The sequence below is a fragment of the Herbiconiux daphne genome, assembly GCF_024979295.1.
Classification (GTDB): Bacteria; Actinomycetota; Actinomycetes; order Actinomycetales; family Microbacteriaceae; genus Herbiconiux; species Herbiconiux daphnes.
This window is the reverse complement of the sequence record NZ_JANLCJ010000010.1, coordinates 20,697-36,283: the sequence shown is the minus strand read 5'-3', so window position 1 is coordinate 36,283 and position 15,587 is coordinate 20,697. Positions and strand designations below refer to the sequence as shown.

The 15,587-nt window shown below is 71.7% G+C and carries 14 protein-coding genes and 1 pseudogene; 7 read left to right on the top strand and 8 right to left on the bottom strand.

Features of this window, described 5'->3' with window-relative positions; all coding sequences use genetic code 11:
* Positions 1 to 98 precede the first annotated feature (98 nt).
* From N1032_RS19615 to N1032_RS19605, 3 genes are read left to right on the top strand one after another with little or no spacing between them, the layout of a single operon-like run.
* Positions 99 to 800: a TetR/AcrR family transcriptional regulator gene (locus tag N1032_RS19615; RefSeq protein ID WP_259541351.1), complete on the top strand. Its 702-nt coding sequence runs from the start codon at positions 99 to 101 to the stop codon at positions 798 to 800.
* Positions 797 to 1,552 carry a hypothetical protein gene (locus tag N1032_RS19610; RefSeq protein ID WP_259541345.1) on the top strand — a complete coding sequence of 252 codons (756 nt, stop codon included), beginning with the start codon at positions 797 to 799 and terminating at the stop codon, positions 1,550 to 1,552. Before N1032_RS19615 ends, N1032_RS19610 begins: the two co-directional genes overlap by 4 nt.
* On the top strand, positions 1,549 to 3,612 hold the full coding sequence (locus tag N1032_RS19605; protein ID WP_259541343.1) for a YhgE/Pip domain-containing protein: 2,064 nt from the start codon (positions 1,549 to 1,551) through the stop codon (positions 3,610 to 3,612). The genes N1032_RS19610 and N1032_RS19605 overlap by 4 nt, the downstream gene beginning before the upstream one ends.
* A 7-nt stretch (positions 3,613 to 3,619) precedes the next feature.
* Here the strand turns inward: N1032_RS19605 and N1032_RS19600 are convergent, their stop codons facing one another.
* The 3 genes from N1032_RS19600 to N1032_RS19590 all read right to left on the bottom strand — a co-directional run bounded on the left by N1032_RS19600 (position 3,620) and on the right by N1032_RS19590 (position 7,419).
* Entirely contained in the window at positions 3,620 to 5,245 is a 1,626-nt protein-coding gene (locus N1032_RS19600) for a helix-turn-helix domain-containing protein (protein WP_259541341.1), read from the bottom strand.
* 55 nt (positions 5,246 to 5,300) lie between these two features.
* Positions 5,301 to 6,848 carry a molybdopterin-dependent oxidoreductase gene (locus N1032_RS19595; RefSeq protein WP_259541339.1) on the bottom strand — a complete coding sequence of 516 codons (1,548 nt, stop codon included), beginning with the start codon at positions 6,846 to 6,848 and terminating at the stop codon, positions 5,301 to 5,303.
* Positions 6,849 to 6,957: 109 nt separating this feature from the next.
* The gene (locus N1032_RS19590) at positions 6,958 to 7,419 is read right to left on the bottom strand and encodes a DUF3054 domain-containing protein (protein WP_259541337.1); all 462 of its coding nucleotides are present in this window, start codon (positions 7,417 to 7,419) and stop codon (positions 6,958 to 6,960) included.
* A gap of 100 nt (positions 7,420 to 7,519) precedes the next feature.
* Here N1032_RS19590 and N1032_RS19585 point away from each other — a divergent pair, with 100 nt between their 5' ends.
* Both N1032_RS19585 and N1032_RS19580 read left to right on the top strand, forming a co-directional pair.
* On the top strand, positions 7,520 to 7,783 hold the full coding sequence (locus N1032_RS19585; RefSeq protein ID WP_259541335.1) for a hypothetical protein: 264 nt from the start codon (positions 7,520 to 7,522) through the stop codon (positions 7,781 to 7,783).
* A 138-nt stretch (positions 7,784 to 7,921) separates the two neighbouring features.
* Positions 7,922 to 8,776: pseudogene (locus N1032_RS19580) on the top strand (EamA family transporter); the annotation flags it as partial.
* Positions 8,777 to 8,851: 75 nt separating this feature from the next.
* On the opposite strand, the gene N1032_RS19575 reads toward N1032_RS19580, so the two are convergent.
* Together N1032_RS19575 and N1032_RS19570 are read right to left on the bottom strand one after the other, a co-directional pair.
* Entirely contained in the window at positions 8,852 to 9,613 is a 762-nt protein-coding gene (locus N1032_RS19575) for a TrmH family RNA methyltransferase (RefSeq protein ID WP_259541333.1), read from the bottom strand.
* 265 nt (positions 9,614 to 9,878) lie between these two features.
* Positions 9,879 to 10,529: a TetR/AcrR family transcriptional regulator gene (locus tag N1032_RS19570; protein WP_259541325.1), complete on the bottom strand. Its 651-nt coding sequence runs from the start codon at positions 10,527 to 10,529 to the stop codon at positions 9,879 to 9,881.
* A 97-nt stretch (positions 10,530 to 10,626) separates the two neighbouring features.
* On the opposite strand from N1032_RS19570, the gene N1032_RS19565 reads away from it, so the two are divergent.
* A complete protein-coding gene (locus tag N1032_RS19565) occupies positions 10,627 to 11,676 on the top strand; it encodes a hypothetical protein (protein WP_259541323.1) in 1,050 nt (349 codons plus the stop codon).
* A gap of 14 nt (positions 11,677 to 11,690) precedes the next feature.
* Here the strand turns inward: N1032_RS19565 and N1032_RS19560 are convergent, their stop codons facing one another.
* Positions 11,691 to 12,749 carry a magnesium and cobalt transport protein CorA gene (locus N1032_RS19560; protein ID WP_259541321.1) on the bottom strand — a complete coding sequence of 353 codons (1,059 nt, stop codon included), beginning with the start codon at positions 12,747 to 12,749 and terminating at the stop codon, positions 11,691 to 11,693.
* 138 nt (positions 12,750 to 12,887) lie between these two features.
* Entirely contained in the window at positions 12,888 to 14,333 is a 1,446-nt protein-coding gene (locus tag N1032_RS19555) for an Nramp family divalent metal transporter (protein ID WP_407933058.1), read from the bottom strand.
* Between the two features lie 98 nt (positions 14,334 to 14,431).
* On the opposite strand from N1032_RS19555, the gene N1032_RS19550 reads away from it, so the two are divergent.
* A complete protein-coding gene (locus N1032_RS19550) occupies positions 14,432 to 15,121 on the top strand; it encodes a metal-dependent transcriptional regulator (protein ID WP_259541320.1) in 690 nt (229 codons plus the stop codon).
* 29 nt (positions 15,122 to 15,150) lie between these two features.
* Here the strand turns inward: N1032_RS19550 and N1032_RS19545 are convergent, their stop codons facing one another.
* On the bottom strand, positions 15,151 to 15,525 hold the full coding sequence (locus tag N1032_RS19545) for a hypothetical protein (RefSeq protein ID WP_259541318.1): 375 nt from the start codon (positions 15,523 to 15,525) through the stop codon (positions 15,151 to 15,153).
* Positions 15,526 to 15,587 lie beyond the last annotated feature (62 nt).

Below are 15,587 nucleotides of genomic sequence, written 5' to 3'. Positions count from 1 at the left end.
CAGCGCTCTGCTCCTCCCGAATCTCGGGTAACGACTCCCCCGGCCAGGCCGGGTGACGCTAAGTTGCACAGCCCTGTGCAACTTAGTAGAGTGAGCGCGTGCCTACCACCCTCACCCCCCGCGCGCCCCGCAAAGACGCCCTCGAGAACCGCGAGGCGATCGTCGCCGCCGCCGCGATCGTGTTCCGGCGCGACCCCGAGGCGTCGCTCGACGCGGTCGCCGCCGAGGCGGGTCTCAGCCGCCGCGCGCTCTACGGTCACTTCGCCTCGCGCGACGACCTGATGGCCGAACTGCTCGTGCGGGGCGGCACCCGCATCTCGGCCGCGTTGCTCGACGTTCACGACGACGACCCGCGCGTGCACCTCGCCCTCGTCGGCGCCGCCATGTGGTCGGAGGTGCAGCAGGTGCGCGTGCTCGCCCAGCTCGCCATCCACGGTCCGCTCGAGAAGACCATCGCCGACGCCCTCGTGCCGGTGCGCGCCTCGGTGCGCGAGGCGGCGCGCAACGGTGTGGCCCGCGGGTGGTTCCGTCCCGACATCCCGGTCGAGAGCCTCGCCCGCCTGATCGAGGATGCCGCGATCGCGGTGCTCGACGAAGCCGTGCGCACCGACCTCTCCGACGACGCCGGACGCCGCCTCGTGATGTCGGTGGGCCTCTCGGTCGCCGGGCTCTCGTGGCAAGACGCACTCGCCCTCATCGACGCGACCCCCGAACTCGCCGGGCCCACCTCCCGCACTGCCGACCCGGCCTCCGCCGGCCCCACGTCCCGCACCGCCGACCCGGAAGGCCCCCGCGCATGAAGATCGTCGCCACCGACATCAGCAAGGGCGCGCAGGGCATCCCCCTGCCCGAGACCTCGGTCGTGTTCGAGACCGGCCGGGTGACCATCGCCGAGGCCGAGGTCGACGACCGCCCCACGGTGCTGGCCCTCATCCTGAGCGGCCGGATGCGCGCCGACAGCGGCACCCTGACCATCGACGGCGTCGACGACCCGGCGCTCGTGCGCGAGCGGATCGCCCTCGTCGACGCCCCCGACGTCAGCGAACCGGCCGCCGACCTCACCCTGCGGGCGATCGTGAAGGAAGAACTGATGTACGCGGGCCGTTCCACCTCGCGCTCGGCCGTCGCCGCGGTGATCGCAGAGGCGGGGGGCACCGACGTCGACGGCGTCGACTTCAGCGGCGAGCGCGTGGCCGATGTGCCGCCGGCCGTGCGCATCCGCATCCTGGCCGAACTCGCCGCGAGCCGACGGGGCGTGCAGGGCCTCGTTCTCACCTCGCCCGATCGGCACGGCGGCGACCCCCGCGACTGGTTCGCGGTCGTCACCGACCTCGCTTCCCGCGACTTCGCCGTCGCCGTCGTCACGGGTGCCGCCTCTGCCGAACTCCTGCGCCCGCTCCTCCCCGCAGACCCCGAGACCCCGGAAGAGCCCGAGAACCCCGCAGAACCCGAGAACCCCGCAGACCCCGAGAACCTCGCAGGCCCCCAAGACCCCGAGAACCTCGAAACCCCCACGACTCTCCCGACTACCGACACGGAGCCCACCGCGTGAAGATCTATCACCTCGTCGCTTCCGAGCTGAAGCGCCTCACCGCCACCGGCATGGCCAAGCTCGCCCTCGTGGCGCTCATGCTCGTGCCCGTGCTCTACGCCGGGCTCTACCTGTGGGCCAACAACGACCCCTACGGCAACCTCAAAGACGTTCCGGTCGCGCTCGTGGTCGAAGACACCGGCGCCACCCTCGACGGGAAGGCCGTCAACTACGGCGACGAGGTGCGCGACCAGCTGCTCGACGACGCGTCGGTGGGCTGGCAGGTGACCTCGGCCGCCGATGCCGAGTCCGGCGTGCGCGACGGCAAGTTCGACTTCATCCTCACCCTGGGGCCCGACTTCTCGAGCGCTCTCACCTCGGCGAGCGGCAACGAGCCGCAGCAGGCCGTGGTTCAGCTCACCACGAACGACACCAACAGCTTCCTCGCCACCACGATCGCCGGCCAGGTGGCCGAGAAGGTGCGGGCGAGCATCACCGAGCGCGTGGGCAAAGAGGCGGCCCTGAAACTGCTCGACGGGTTCGCCACCGTGCGCACCAACCTCACTCAGGCGGTCGACGGCGCCGGGCAGCTCGCCGACGGGGCCGGCACGGCCGAGTCGGGGGCTCAGCAGCTCGCCGCCGGAGCGGGCACCGCCAACATCGGAGCCCTGCAACTGAACGACGGCCTGCAGCAGCTGGCGGCCGGCTCGGCCGACCTGCCGGCGAAGTCCGCCCAGTTGAACGACGGCGCGCAGGCCCTCAGCACCGGCCTGCAGAGCGCCCAGGCGCAGACCGCCGACCTGCCGGCCCAGACCGCCGCCCTCAACGACGGCGCTCAGCAGGTCGCCGCGGGCAACGCGCAGCTGGCGCAGGTCGCCGGCGGCTTCGCTACGCAGGTGCAGGATGCCGCCGACGAGGTTCCGGCCGCGCGCGCCCAGATCGTCGCCCTGCTCGACGCCTCGACCCTGACTCCTGAGCAGAAGGCGGCCGTGCTCGCGCAACTCGACCAGGTGGGAGCCGCGATCGACGCCGGCAACACCGCCGTGCAGAACGCGAACGCCGACGTCTCCAGACTCGCGGCCGGCAGCCAGCAGGTGGCCGACGGCACGCAGCAGCTCGCCGACAAGACCCCGGCGCTCGCGAGCGGCATCGGGCAGCTCGCCGGCGGTGCCGCACAGCTCGCCGCGGGAACCCAGCAGCTGGCCGACCAAGCGCCCACCCTGGCCGCCGGCATCGCGTCGGCGGCATCCGGTTCGTCGCAGCTCTCGGGCGGCATCACGCAGCTGGCGCAGGGCTCCTCCGAGCTCGCGAACGGCCTGACCGCCCTCGACACCGGCGCCGGCACCCTGCGCGACGGGCTCGCGACCGGCCTCGACGACGTGCCGAACCAGACCGCCGACCAGCGCGAGGCGGCGGCGCAGACCATCTCCGACCCGGTGGCGCTCGACACCAGCGCGGTCACGAAGGCCACGAACTACGGCGCCGGCATCGCGCCGTTCTTCATCAGCCTGTCGGCCTGGATCGGCATCTACGCGCTGTTCCTCATCGTCAAGCCGCTCTCGCGCCGGGCTCTCACCGCTTTCAAGCGGCCGCTCACCGTGACCACGGCGGGCTGGGCGACACCCGCTCTGCTCGGCGCGCTGCAGATGGTGGTGGTGTTCGGCATCGTCACCCTCGCGCTCGGCTACGAGGTGCAGCACGGCTGGGGCATGCTCGGGTTCATCGCGCTCACGTCGGCGACGTTCGCGAGCATCATCCTGGCGCTCAACATCCTGCTGGGCAGCGTGGGGCAGTTCCTCGGGCTCGTGCTGATGGTGCTGCAACTCGTGACAGCGGGCGGCACGTTCCCCTGGCAGACCCTGCCCGGGCCGCTGCAGGCGCTGCACACCGTGCTGCCGATGAGTCATGCGGTCGACGGCATCCGGCAGCTGATGTACGGCGGCAACCTCGATCTCGCCGCGGGCGACGTGGGAGTGCTGCTGCTCTGGCTGGTGAGCGCGCTGCTGGTCTCCTACCTCGGAGCCAGCCGCATGACGCGGCACCGCACCCTGCGCGACCTGCGCCCGTCGCTGATCGGGTAGCGGGCGGCTAGCGACCGAGCAGTCCCCGGGCCGTGGCGGCAGCGAGCGCCTCGTGCCGCGAGCCGGCGCCGAGTTTGCGGTAGAGCGAGCGCAGCTGGGTCTTGACGGTGTTGGGCGACACGAACAGCGATCGCGCGATCTCGGCCGTGCTGCCGGTCTCGCTCAGCTGCTGCAGCACGGTCGTCTCGCGCTCGGTGAGCCGCACCGGGGCCATCGCCGCGGGCAGGAACGACGCATGCACGGCCAAAGAATCCAGCAGGCCGGCGGTCTGCTCGAGCGCGTGCTCACGCGCGTTCTCGGCGAGGGCCGCCCGGTCGGCATCCGGAATCACGAGGATGCCGGCGCTCAGGCCGCCCGCGCGCATTTGCTCGACGGCCTCCGCGGTGGCGGCCGCGGCGCCGCGCCCTTCGCCCAGGCGCAGCAGCGCGGCGGCGCGCACGAGCGAGAACGCCACGTCGATCCGGCGGGTGCGGGAGTCGGCGAGGTCGCAGGTGTCGAGCACGCGCAGGGCTTCGGCGCCGTCGTCGGCCAGCAGGGCGAGCAGCGCGCGGGCCAGAATCGTCGGGGCCGGCACCTTCGGGTGCGGAGTCGTCGGGGCGGCTGCTTCGGCGTGTCGCGCCAGCACGGCTTCGGCCTCGGCGGGGCGGGCGCAGCCGAGCAGCTGCAGCGCCAGCAGCGACACGAGCCAGGCGCGCACCGACGGCGGCATCCGGCGACCTGTCGGCCGTTCGAGCTCGGCCCGCAACTCGATGCTGCCGGCACGGTTGCGGTGCGCGGAGAGCTGCACGAGCGCGCGCACGCCCACCACGATTCCGCGCTCCTCGGCCGGAACCGTCGAGAGCGCCACCATGTCGAGCTGCGCCTGGGCGCCGTCGGGATCGAACCGCTCGAGCGCGTCGAGCGCGCGGGTCACGCGGTAGAGCGCGCCGGCCCGGCCCGCCCGCCAGCCGTCGGGCGCCGGCAGGGACTCCAGCCGCTCGATCGCCACCCGTGCCGCCGGCATGTCGCCGCCGAGCGCCTGGGTGGCCGCGATGAGGGCGAGGGGGCGCAGGCGCGACCGCGGGTCGGCGAGCCGGGTGCTGGCGCTGAAGGCCGCTCGCAAAGCGTCGAGCGCCCGGTCTCCGTGACCCGCATAGAGCAGCGAGGTGCCGGCTTGCGCCAGCAGGTGGTGAGCGTTCGGCGCCACCTCGTCACGGCCGGCCGGCGACAACCGCTCGAACTGCCGGAGCGCCCTCTCGGCCGACCTGCCGGCGCGATCGTAGCCGCCGGTGAGCCGGTAGGCCGCACTCTCGCCCACCGTCAGCACGAAGCGCTCGACCGGGTCGGTCGCGTCGGCGCGCACCCGCGACGCGGCGATCGCGAGGGTGAAGAGCTCGATGGCGCGCACCCCGTCGTCTGCGACCGCGTCGTAGGCGAGGCCCAGCACCATCGCGAGCAGCGGATGCCGCCGCAGCTCCGGTCGCGGAATCGTCTCGAGCAGGGCCACGGTCTGTCGCGCCGACCCCTCGAGCAATCGCGCCCAGCCCGCGCAGGCGACCCGCGAGGCGAGATCGAGGTCGCCCGCCACGATCGCGTCGGCCAGCGCGCCCAGCGGTTCGTGCGTCACGCGGTCGTCGCGTTCGGTCGTCGTCATGGGCCCCACCACGCGATCCACCCTACGTCGTCGTTCGCGCGCGTGCGCTCCCGGGTCAGCCCGAGACGGAGACCGAGATGGTGTCCCAGCCGGTGGCGCCGTCGGGGGCCGGAGGGGCTTGGTCGGCGGTCTGGGTGTAGCCCGATTCATCCGTCGCCCGCACCGCGAGGGTGTGGTTGCCGGCCGGGGCGTCCCACTCGAACACCCACTGCACCCAGGTGTCGATGCCGGTCGTGTCGGCGAGGCGAGCCTCGGCCCAGTCGCCGTCGTCGACGCGCACCTCGACCTTCGCCACGCCGGTGTGCTGGGCCCAGGCGACGCCGGCGACGGCGACGGTTCCGGCAGCGACCGTCGCACCGGCGCGGGGAACGTCGATGCGCGACTCGGTCTTGATGGGGCCGAGGGCCGACCAGCCGCGGGGGGTCCAGTAGCCTTGCGCATCGGCGAACCGGGTGACCCGCAGGTCGATCACCCATTTGGTGGCCGAGACGTAGCCGTAGAGCCCGGCGACGACCATGCGCACCGGAAATCCGTGCTCGACCGGCAGGGGTTCGCCGTTCATGCCGACGGCGAGGATGGCGACCCGGTCGTCGTCTTGGAGCGTCTCGAGCGGAGTGCCGGCCGTGAAGCCGTCGACGCTCGTCGAGAGCACCATGTCGGCGCCGGCCGTCGGCTTCGCCCGGGCCAGCAGTTCGCGGATCGGGTAGCCCAGCCACACGGCGTTGCCGATGAGCTCGCCGCCCACCTCGTTCGACACGCAGGCGAGGGTGACGACGTGCTCTTCGAGCGGCAGTGCGAGCAGGTCGCTCCAGCTGAGCTCGACCTCTTCTTCGACCATGCCCGAGATCTTCAGCGTCCAGGTGTCGGCCGACACCTGCGGCACCTGCAGCGCGGTGTCGATGCGGTAGAAGCTGTCGTTCGGGGTGACGTAGGGGGCGAGCCCCTCGATGCCCAGATCGGCACCGGCCGGCACCGAGGGCGCCGCGGTGGCGGGGGCGGGGAGCGTGATGGCGGCGCGCGCACTGCTGACCGCGCCGGCGACGGCGTTCATCGAGCGGGCGACGGCACCCACCACGACCGCGGCGACGGCGGTGATGCCGGCGAACACGAAGAAACCGCGGCGATCGATGCCGGCCTGCGACCGGAGCGGCGCGTCGGAGTTCTCGGAGGCCTGCCACCGCTTCAGCCGCGTCGTCAGCGCGCGCAGCACCAGCACGCCGACGATCATGCCGATGACGGTGGGCACCGCCCAGAAGCCGGTCGCGCCCGCGCGGGTGGTGACGGCCACGATGGCGACGCCCGACACGGCCACGAGCACGACGGTGCCCCACGGTGGCCGGCGGCGTTCCAGGATGCCGGCGAGCACGGCCAGGGCGAGCACCACGAGGGCGAGCAGCACCAGCAGCACCGCTTTGTCGCCGGTGCCGAAGAGCCCGATGATGAGGCTCTTGACCCCCGGCGGGGCCAGGTCGATGACGAGCGAGCCGACGGCGAAGAGCGGGCTGGTCTCGGCCCCCGCGAAGAGCGAGACGAGTTCAGCGGTGGCGAGCACCGTGCCTGCGGCCACCACACCGGATGCGGCTGCCCACAGGTTCGTTCGCATGCCTCATTCTAGAGACGCGGGGCTGTGCGCGCGCCGGGTGCCGCCTCGGCGGCGGTGGGGCTCCACTGTTACGCGGCGGGGCTTCGATGTTTCGGGGTGGGGCTCGCCGTTACGCGGCGGGGCTCCGCAGCCCGCGCCGGCGACGCAGCCGGCTCGCCAGTTGGGCGATCGCCCGCCAGCCGAGCAGGAACACGCCGAGCACCACGACCGTCACGATCACGAACGACCACTGCACGCCCTGGCCCGATGCGATGCGCAGAAGCATGCCCAGCACCACGGCGCCCGCCCAGACCACGAGGCCCGACCGCACGATCCGCCATGGGGCCCGCCAGACGAGACCGGCCAGCCAGCCGGCCGCGGCGCCGGCGACGAACGGCCAGAGGGTGGTGAGGAATCCGGCGATCGCCGACCCCTCATCGTGACTCCGGCGGCCGATCGCCACGAAGAGCACGACCAGGGCGAGGTCGAGAGCAGCCGCGACCGCGATCGACGCCGCGCCGGCCGGGGCGCGCGGAGGGCGCGGGTCACTGCTCGTCGTGGGGTTCGCGTGCGGCATGGGCGTCGGGGTCACCCCGGAATCCTACGCTCGCGGCCCGGCTCGCCACCGGGCGCGGCCGCCGCCGCGGCATCCGCTCTTTTGCGCTGGAGCGGCGACGCGCAAGGATGGGTGCGTGACCCACACCGAAATCACCATTCTCAACTACACCGTCAACGCCGATGTCTACGCCCGCTACGGCGCCGACTTCGACGCCGAGGCCGTCAACGACGAGATCCTGCGCATTCTCAACGCCGAGGCGCCCGCGGGCGTCACCATCGAGCGCAACGGCAAGGTGCTGGCCGAGGACTCGGCCATCGAGACCGCGCGCACCTTCGACTGGGCGTCGCTGCTCAAGCGCATCGATCTCGACACGATCCTCGCGAAGCACGGGCGCTGAGGCGAGCTGACTGCGTTGACGGGCGCTGACGCGCGCTGAGTCGTGCTGATGCTCGCGGCGCGAACGGGCGACGCAGCTTCATCCACCCTGTAGCAAGGCTCGCTTGTGCGGGCAGCGGGCCCGGGTCAGGCTGAGGCCATGCCCCCTCGCGACCGACTTCTCGCTGCCCTGGTCGCGTTGCTGTGGGGCGTGAACTTCGTGGCCATCCACTTCTCGCTGGAGCACTATCCGCCGTTCTTCCTGGTGGGGCTGCGGTTTCTGCTCATCGCCGTGCCGACCGTGCTGTTCGTGAAGTGGCCGGGCGTGAAGGTGCGGTGGCTGCTCGGCTACGGGCTCGGATTCGGCATTCTGCAGTTCGCCTTCCTCTACGCCGGCATGGCGGCGGGCATGCCGCCCGGGCTCGCGTCGCTCGTGCTGCAGGCATCCGCGCCGTTCACCGTCGTGCTCGCGGCGGTGTGGCTGCGGGAGCGGCTGTCGCTCGCGCAGGGCATCGGCATCCTGATCGCCGTGGCGGGCCTCGGCATCATCGCGGCGGAGCGCGCGCAGGTGTCGGCGTTGCTGCCCGTCATCCTCACCCTGTGCGGCGCGCTGGGGTGGGCCTTCGGCAACATCTGCAGCCGGCAGGCGAACCCGGTGAGCCCGCTCGGCCTGACGCTCTGGATGTCGGTGGTGCCGCCGATCCCCATGATCGCGCTGGCCCTCGTCGTCGAGGGGCCCGCTCGCATCGGGGACTCGCTCGCCACCTCGTTCACGCCCGAGGCACTGCCCGCCGTGCTCGGACTCGTCTACACCGTGCTCGTCGGCACCATCGCGGGCTCGGGCATCTGGGTCACCCTGATGAAGCGCAACCCGTCGAGCCGGGTGGCCCCGTTCTCGATGCTCGTGCCGGTGGCGGGGTTCGCGAGCGCGTGGCTGATTCTCGGGCAGGCGCCGTCGGCGGGCGAGCTGCTGGGCGGCGCGGTGGTGATCGCGGGGGTGTTCGTGGCGACGGTGACGTGGAATCGGCGAATTTTCCGGGGCTCGTCCATCATTGATCGACGGCGGCGCGAAAATTCGTCCGTTCGAACGTCAGAAGGCGACGTGCTGGGTGATCCAGGCGTGCATGGCGACGGCGGCCGCGGCGCTCGCGTTGAGGGAGCGGGTCGAGCCGAACTGCGAGATCTCGACCACGGCGTCCGCGGCGGCGAGAGCCTCGGGCGATAGCCCCGGACCCTCCTGGCCGAAGAGCAGCACGCAGCGTTCGGGAAAGGCGAAGGTCTCGATGATCACGCTGCCCGGCACATTGTCGATGGCGACCACGGGGAGCGACTCGGCGTGCGCGAACGCCACGAAGCTCGCGACGTCGGGGTGGTTCGTCACGTGCTGGTAGCGGTCGGTCACCATCGCGCCGCGCTTGTTCCAGCGCTTGCGGCCGATGATGTGCACCGTGTCGGCCGCGAACGCGTTGGCGCTGCGCACGATCGAGCCGATGTTGAGGTCGTGCTGCCAGTTCTCGATGGCCACGTGGAACGGATGCCGGTGCTCGTCGAGGTCGGCGACGATCGCGTCCATGCGCCAGTAGCGGTAGCGGTCGATCACGTTGCGGGTGTCGCCGCGCTCGAGCAGCTCGGGGTCGAATCGCGGATCGTCGGGCAGCTCGCCGGGCCACGGGCCGACGCCGCCGGCGCTGAGCTCGACGCTGGGGGTGGGGGTGGGGGTGGGGGTGGGGTTGGGGGCTTCGGCCGGCGCGGTCGGCGCGGGGGCGGTCGGTGCGGCAGCGGGAGTTTCCCCGGGCGTCGGGGCGGGGGTGGGCGCGGCGACCGGGCTCGGGTCGCGGGAGTCGTCGGGCACGCAGCAAGAGTACGCGGGCGGCGCGGCATTCGTCACGTCGGGGTCACGTCAGGGCGCGGAACGATAAGACCGGTGGGGTCGGCGCCTCCCGGGCGTTTAGCGTAGGCGCCGCGGTAGGCGCGGGCGCGAAATCTTCACCCAGGCCGGCCCGAGCGGCGCCGCACGACCGGTGGGGTCGGCGCTTCAGGGCCGGTTCGCGGGGGGCCGGCGCGCTGGCGCTACGGCGCAGGGGCGGGCTCGGGCTACGGCGCAGGGCGGGCTCGGGCTAAGGCGCAGCCGCAGGGGCGGGCGGGGTAGGGGCAGCCGCAGCCGCGGGTGCAGGGACCGCCGCGAAGTCGATGAGGGCGACCGCTGCGAGGTAGAGCTCGGGGTCGAAGTCGGGCACGATGGCGGCCTGCAGCACGTAGCCCTGGCAGATGCCCACCACCATGGGCACGAGCGCGTCGGCTCGGGCCGCCGCTGCCGCGCCATCGAGCCCGTGCTGGGCGAACCACCGCTCGAAGTAGGCCGAGAACAGCCGGCGCAGTTCGGCGATCAGCTCGCTGATGAGTCCGGCGAGCTCGGGTTCGCGGGCAGCCATCGACCACACCTGCACGAGGATGCTCGGGCCGCCGAGATCGTGGCCCATGCCGTTGACGAACCGGCGGATCACCACCGTCGGCTCGGGCATCGGATCGAGCGCGACGAGACCGATCAGGTCGTCGCTCCGGCCGCGCAGCACATCGAGCACCACCTGGCGCACGAGGTCGTGCTTGCTCTTGAAATGCAGATAGATCGCGCCCGTCGACAGGCCCGACTCGGCGATGATGTCGGCCATCGAGGTGCCCTCGAATCCCTTGCGCGAGAAGCAGCGCATGGCCGCGGCAGCGATCTCGCGCCGCCGTTCGGCGCGGTAGTCGTCTGTGACTTTGGGCATGATCCGTCCTGAAAACGAAGGTTCGTTCTTGACAACTATATCGTCGTACCTCATCATAAAGAACGATCATTCGTTTTTCTAAAGCCGTGGAGGCATCATGAGCAGACCGCACACCAAGTGGAGCCGCGTGGCCCTCGTCGGCATCGGGGCGTCACTCATCGTGGGCGTGTTCGTGCTCGCCTTCTCGTGGCCGTCGGTGACGTCGTCGGTGCACGGCATCCCGCTCGTCGTGTCGGGCACCGGCGCCCCCGCCGACACCATCGCCGCGCAGCTCACCGAGAACGCCGGCGACCAGTTCGACGTGACCCGGGTCGACTCGCGCGATGACGCGGTCGCGATGATCGAGTCGAGGGATGCCTTCGGCGCGGTCGTGGCCGACGCCTCCGTGCCCGAGGTGCTCACCGCGTCGGCGAACGGCGTGGTGGTGAGCCAGATCTTCACCGGTCTCGCCACGCAGCTGCAACTGAGCTTCACCCAGCAGCTCACCGCGCAGGGAGTCGCCGCCGACGCCGTGCCGACGATCGCCGTCACCGACGTGGTGCCGCTCGCCTCCACCGACTCCCGCGGAACCGGGCTCTCCACCCTCTCGTTCCCACTCGTCATCGGCGGCATGATCGGCGGCGTCGTGGTGAGCCTCTTGGTGGTGGGCGTGTGGCGCAGGCTGACCGCCGTGGTGCTCTACGGCGCGGGCGCCGGAACCCTGGTGGTCGCCATCGGCCAGGGCTGGTTCGGCATTCTGCAGGGCGACCCGGTTCTGAACGGCGTAGCGGTGGCGGCATCCGTTCTCGCCATCAGCGCGTTCATCGTGGGCCTGACCTCGATTCTCGGGCCGCGCGGCATCGCCATCGGCGCCGTGCTCTCACTGCTCATCGGCAACCCCATCTCGGGCGCCGCCCAGCCCTGGCAGTTCCTGCCCGAGCCGTGGGGCGCGATCGGCCAGTTCTTCCCGCCGGGCGCCGGGGCCACGCTGCTGCGCGACCTGTCGTACTTTCCGGCCGCGTCGACCGCGCAGCCGTGGCTGGTGCTCGCCGCATGGATCGCGTTCGGCGTGGTGCTGATGTCGGTGGGCCACTTCCGCAACCGGGCGGTCATCACCCCGTCGCCCGAATCGCTCGAAGAGACGGATGCCGCGCCGGCGCTGGTCTGACCGCCGCGCCGGCCTCAGAGCCAGTGGTTGCGCTTGAACACGCGGTAGAGGATGACGCCCATCAGCAGCATGCCGCCCACGGCGAGCGGGTAGCCGAACCTCCAGTGCAGTTCGGGCATGAAGTCGAAGTTCATGCCGTAGATCGTGCCGATGAGGGTGGGGGCGAAGAGGATGGCGGCCCAGGCCGAGATCTTCTTCACCTCCTCGCCCTGCTGAATGCTCGTCTCCGACAGCTTGCGGGTGTCTTCGGCGAGCGCGAGGCTGGCCTCGGAGATGCGCCGCATCTCGTCGTTCTGGCGCTGCGTGGCGAGCGTGGAATGCACCGTCAGGGCGTTCTGCAGGGTGGCGCGGAAGGCATCCGCTCGCCCGACGATCTGCAGCACGTGGTCGAGCACGTCACGGATGCCGCGTTGCACCTCGAGGTCGACGCCGTACTTGCTCGACCCCCTGAGCAGTGCCTCGAGCACGCCGGTCAGCGGGTGCACGGCGCGCTGGAAGTCCATGACCTCGCCGAGCAGGTCGTAGATGCGGCGCGACACGTCGGGGTCGCCGCCGAAGAGCTGCTTCTCGATCTCGTCGATGTCGTTCTCGAGCCCGGCGATCACGGGCCCGTATTCGTCGACCACCTCGTCGACGATGGCGTAGAGCACCGCCTCGGGCCCGAGCGCCAGCAGCTCGGGGTTGCCCTCGAGCCGGTGGCGCACGGCGGCGAGGTTCGGCGACTCGGCGTGCCGGATGGTGACGACGAAGCCCGGACCGATGAACACGTGCAACTCGCCGAACTCGACCTGCTCCTCTTTGTCGAGGTAGCGCGCGGGGCGCAGCACCACGAAGAGGGTGTCGCCGTAGCGCTCGAGCTTGGGCCGCTGGTGGCCGGTGAGGGCGTCTTCGACGGCGAGGTGGTGCAGGTCGAACTCGGTCTCGACCGACCGGATCTCGTCGGCATCGGGGCGGTAGAGGCCGATCCAGGCCATGCCGTCGCGCTCGCGCATGACCTCGTAGGTGTCGTCGAGGCTCGAGGCGTCGTGCACGCGATGGCCGGCGACGTAGACCGCGTTGTCGATGAGGGGCATGGATGTCGAGGATAGGCCTCGTGGGTGAACGGTTGGTGATTGCTCACGAAATCCTGACGCGGGGGGGGGTGGGGATGCGCGGGGTGGGGCGGGCTGCGCGGGCTGCGCGCGGCGCGGCGGCGGGCGGGCGCCTTGCCGTCAGGCGGCGACGCCGGCGCCCGTCACCGTCAGGAAGATGAGCACGACGTTGAGGGCCACGATGAGGGCGACGACGGTCCAGGCGATGATGCGCACCGGCATCCGGTCGGCGAATTCGCCCATGAGGGTGCGATCGCCGGTAAGACGGATGAGCGGGATGAGGGCGAACGGGATGCCGATGCTCAGCAGCACCTGGCTGAGCACGAGGGCCCAGGTGGGGTCGATGCCGACGCCGAGCACGATCAGGGCGGGGATGAGCGTGACGACCCGGCGGGCCACGACGGGCACCCGGATGCGGAGCAGGCCCTTCATGATGACCGAGCCCGCGTAGGCGCCCACCGAGGTGGAGGCGAGGCCCGACGCGAGCAGGCCGACGGCGAAGATGGTGGCGATCGTGGGGCCGAGTGCCGACTGGATGGCGACGTAGGCGCCGGGGATGGTGTCGGTTCCGTCGACCCCGCGCAGGCTCGAGGCGGCGAGCAGCAGCATGGCGATGTTGACGGCGCCGGCCAGCAGCAGGGCGATGACGACATCGCCGCGGGTGGCGCGCAGCAGCAGGCGCAGGCGCGTGGGCGAGGCGATTCGGGAGGAGCTGGGTTGCACTGGCGCGCCAGGCGCTTCGGTTGCGCTCTGCTCCTCCCCACGCGGCCGCAGGGAGTCGCCCGTGAAGTCGGTTCGCTCGGCGTGGGCCGCGAACTCGACGTGGTGCCGGTCGCGGGCCAGTGCCGAGTGCAGATAGATCGCGTGCGGCATGACGGTGGCGCCCAGCATGCTCGCCGCGAGCAGCACCGTGGGGGCGCCCTCGAAGCGGGGCACCAGTCCGTCGGCGGCGGCGAACCAGTCGACGTGCGAGACGAAGACGCCGGCCAGGAAGCCGAAGGCGATGACCGCCAGCAATCCCATGATCATGAGTTCGAAGGTGCGTTGCCGGCGGGCGTTCTGCACGAGGAGGAGCACCATCGAGACGATCCCCACGATCACGCCGCCCATCACGAGCGGCACGCCGAACAGCAGGTTGAGGGCGATGGCCCCGCCCAGCACTTCGGCGATGTCGGTGGCGGCCGCCACGATCTCGGCCTGCACCCAGTAGGCACGCCGGCCCCACGGCCGGGTTCGGGCGCCGACGTGCTCGGGAAGCGTCTGGCCGGTGACGATTCCGAGTTTCGCGGACTGGTATTGGATGAGCACGGCCATTGCATTGGCCAGAACGAGCACCCAGACCAGAAGGTAGCCGTACTGGGCGCCCGACGTGAGGTTGGCGGCCACGTTGCCGGGATCGACGTAGGCGATGGAGGCCACGAAGGCCGGGCCGAACATCGCGATGGTGTGCCACCACCGGGGCCGGGCGCCAGGGAGGCCGAGACGCGTGGTGCCCGGCGTCGCCCTGCCCCGTCGTCGCGCGGTGGAGGCTTTCGGCGCTCCCGGCCGCACCGCACTTTTAGGCATGCCTAAAAATTAGCACCGATCGACCGCCCACCCAAGTGGCGGAAGCAGCTTGCAGCACTCGGGGGCTCCACGGGGCCACGCCCTAAACTGGAACGACCATGACCACACCCCCCGCTCTGCCCCGCAGCACCGCGGGCCAGGACATCGCGGCCGAGAACTACCTCAAGACGATCTACGCCCACACGGAGTGGCAGCCTGATCCGATCAGTCCCTCGGTGCTCGCCGCGCGGCTCGGGGTGGCGCCGTCATCGGTGACCGAGATGGTGAAGAAGCTCGCGGCCTCCGGGCTCATCACCCATGTGCCCTACGGCCCGCTGACGCTGACCGCCGACGGGCGCATGCGGGCGATGGGGGTGCTGCGGCGACACCGGCTGATCGAGACGTGGCTCGTGCGGGAGATGGGCTACGCCTGGCACGAGGTTCACGACGAGGCCGAAGTGCTCGAGCACTCGATCAGCGATCGCCTGCTCGACGCCATCGACGAGCGGCTGGGGCATCCGGTGCAGGATCCGCACGGCGACCCCATCCCGTCGGCGGCCGGCGTGGTTCCGCGATTCGACGCGATCGTGCTGGCGGATGCCGCCGACGGTCACGAGGGCCGGGTGGTGCGGATCAGCGACCGCGACCCCTCGCTGCTGCGCACGCTCGGCGAGCGCGGCGTGGTGCCGGGCACGCGGGTGAGGGTGACGGGCGGCGACACGCCGGCCCTTCTCGTCGGCGGTGCTGCGCCGGGCGAGACCGTGGGAATCGCTCCGGCGGCGCTCGACGCCATCTGGGTCACCGCCTGAGAGTCGGACCAGCCGCCAGGCACGAGCGCTCAGGCCCCGGGAGCGTGCGCGCTGCCGAGCCACGGTGCCACCGCGGCGAATGCGGGGACCAGCCCGAGCAGTTCCCTGGCCCGTTGCGCGTCGGCGGCGCTGAAGACCGCGAGCGCGCGGTCGGCGGCCTTGGACTCGGCCTTCGTGGCCGGGCGGGCGAAAGCCGCCTCGGCGAGGTGCTCGCGGTGCGCCCGATCGGCGGCGTTGGCGGCGGGATCGTCGAGTCGAGCGAGGTGGTTCCTCAACACGCCCACCGCGTCACCCGGACCGTCGTAGGCGGCGATGAAAGCCAGCCGGGCGGTCTGCGACCGCGTGACCAGGTCGAGCACGCGGCGCGCCTCGGCGACGTCGAAAGGGTGGAGCTGCTCGGACACCCGGCGAGACTACGACTCCCCGATGACTCCGACGTTGCCGACCGGTGAACGCCCGGCGGCGA

What these genes read in the sequence shown, in the direction of transcription:
- N1032_RS19610 (WP_259541345.1), top strand. Translation starts at nt 797, where the DNA reads ATGAAGATCGTCGCCACCGACATCAGCAAGGGCGCGCAGGGCATCCCC.
- N1032_RS19600 (WP_259541341.1), bottom strand. Translation starts at nt 5,245, where the DNA reads ATGACGACGACCGAACGCGACGACCGCGTGACGCACGAACCGCTGGGC.
- N1032_RS19595 (WP_259541339.1), bottom strand. Translation starts at nt 6,848, where the DNA reads ATGCGAACGAACCTGTGGGCAGCCGCATCCGGTGTGGTGGCCGCAGGC.
- N1032_RS19570 (WP_259541325.1), bottom strand. Translation starts at nt 10,529, where the DNA reads ATGCCCAAAGTCACAGACGACTACCGCGCCGAACGGCGGCGCGAGATC.
- N1032_RS19565 (WP_259541323.1), top strand. Translation starts at nt 10,627, where the DNA reads ATGAGCAGACCGCACACCAAGTGGAGCCGCGTGGCCCTCGTCGGCATC.
- N1032_RS19560 (WP_259541321.1), bottom strand. Translation starts at nt 12,749, where the DNA reads ATGCCCCTCATCGACAACGCGGTCTACGTCGCCGGCCATCGCGTGCAC.
- N1032_RS19555 (WP_407933058.1), bottom strand. Translation starts at nt 14,333, where the DNA reads ATGCCTAAAAGTGCGGTGCGGCCGGGAGCGCCGAAAGCCTCCACCGCG.
- N1032_RS19550 (WP_259541320.1), top strand. Translation starts at nt 14,432, where the DNA reads ATGACCACACCCCCCGCTCTGCCCCGCAGCACCGCGGGCCAGGACATC.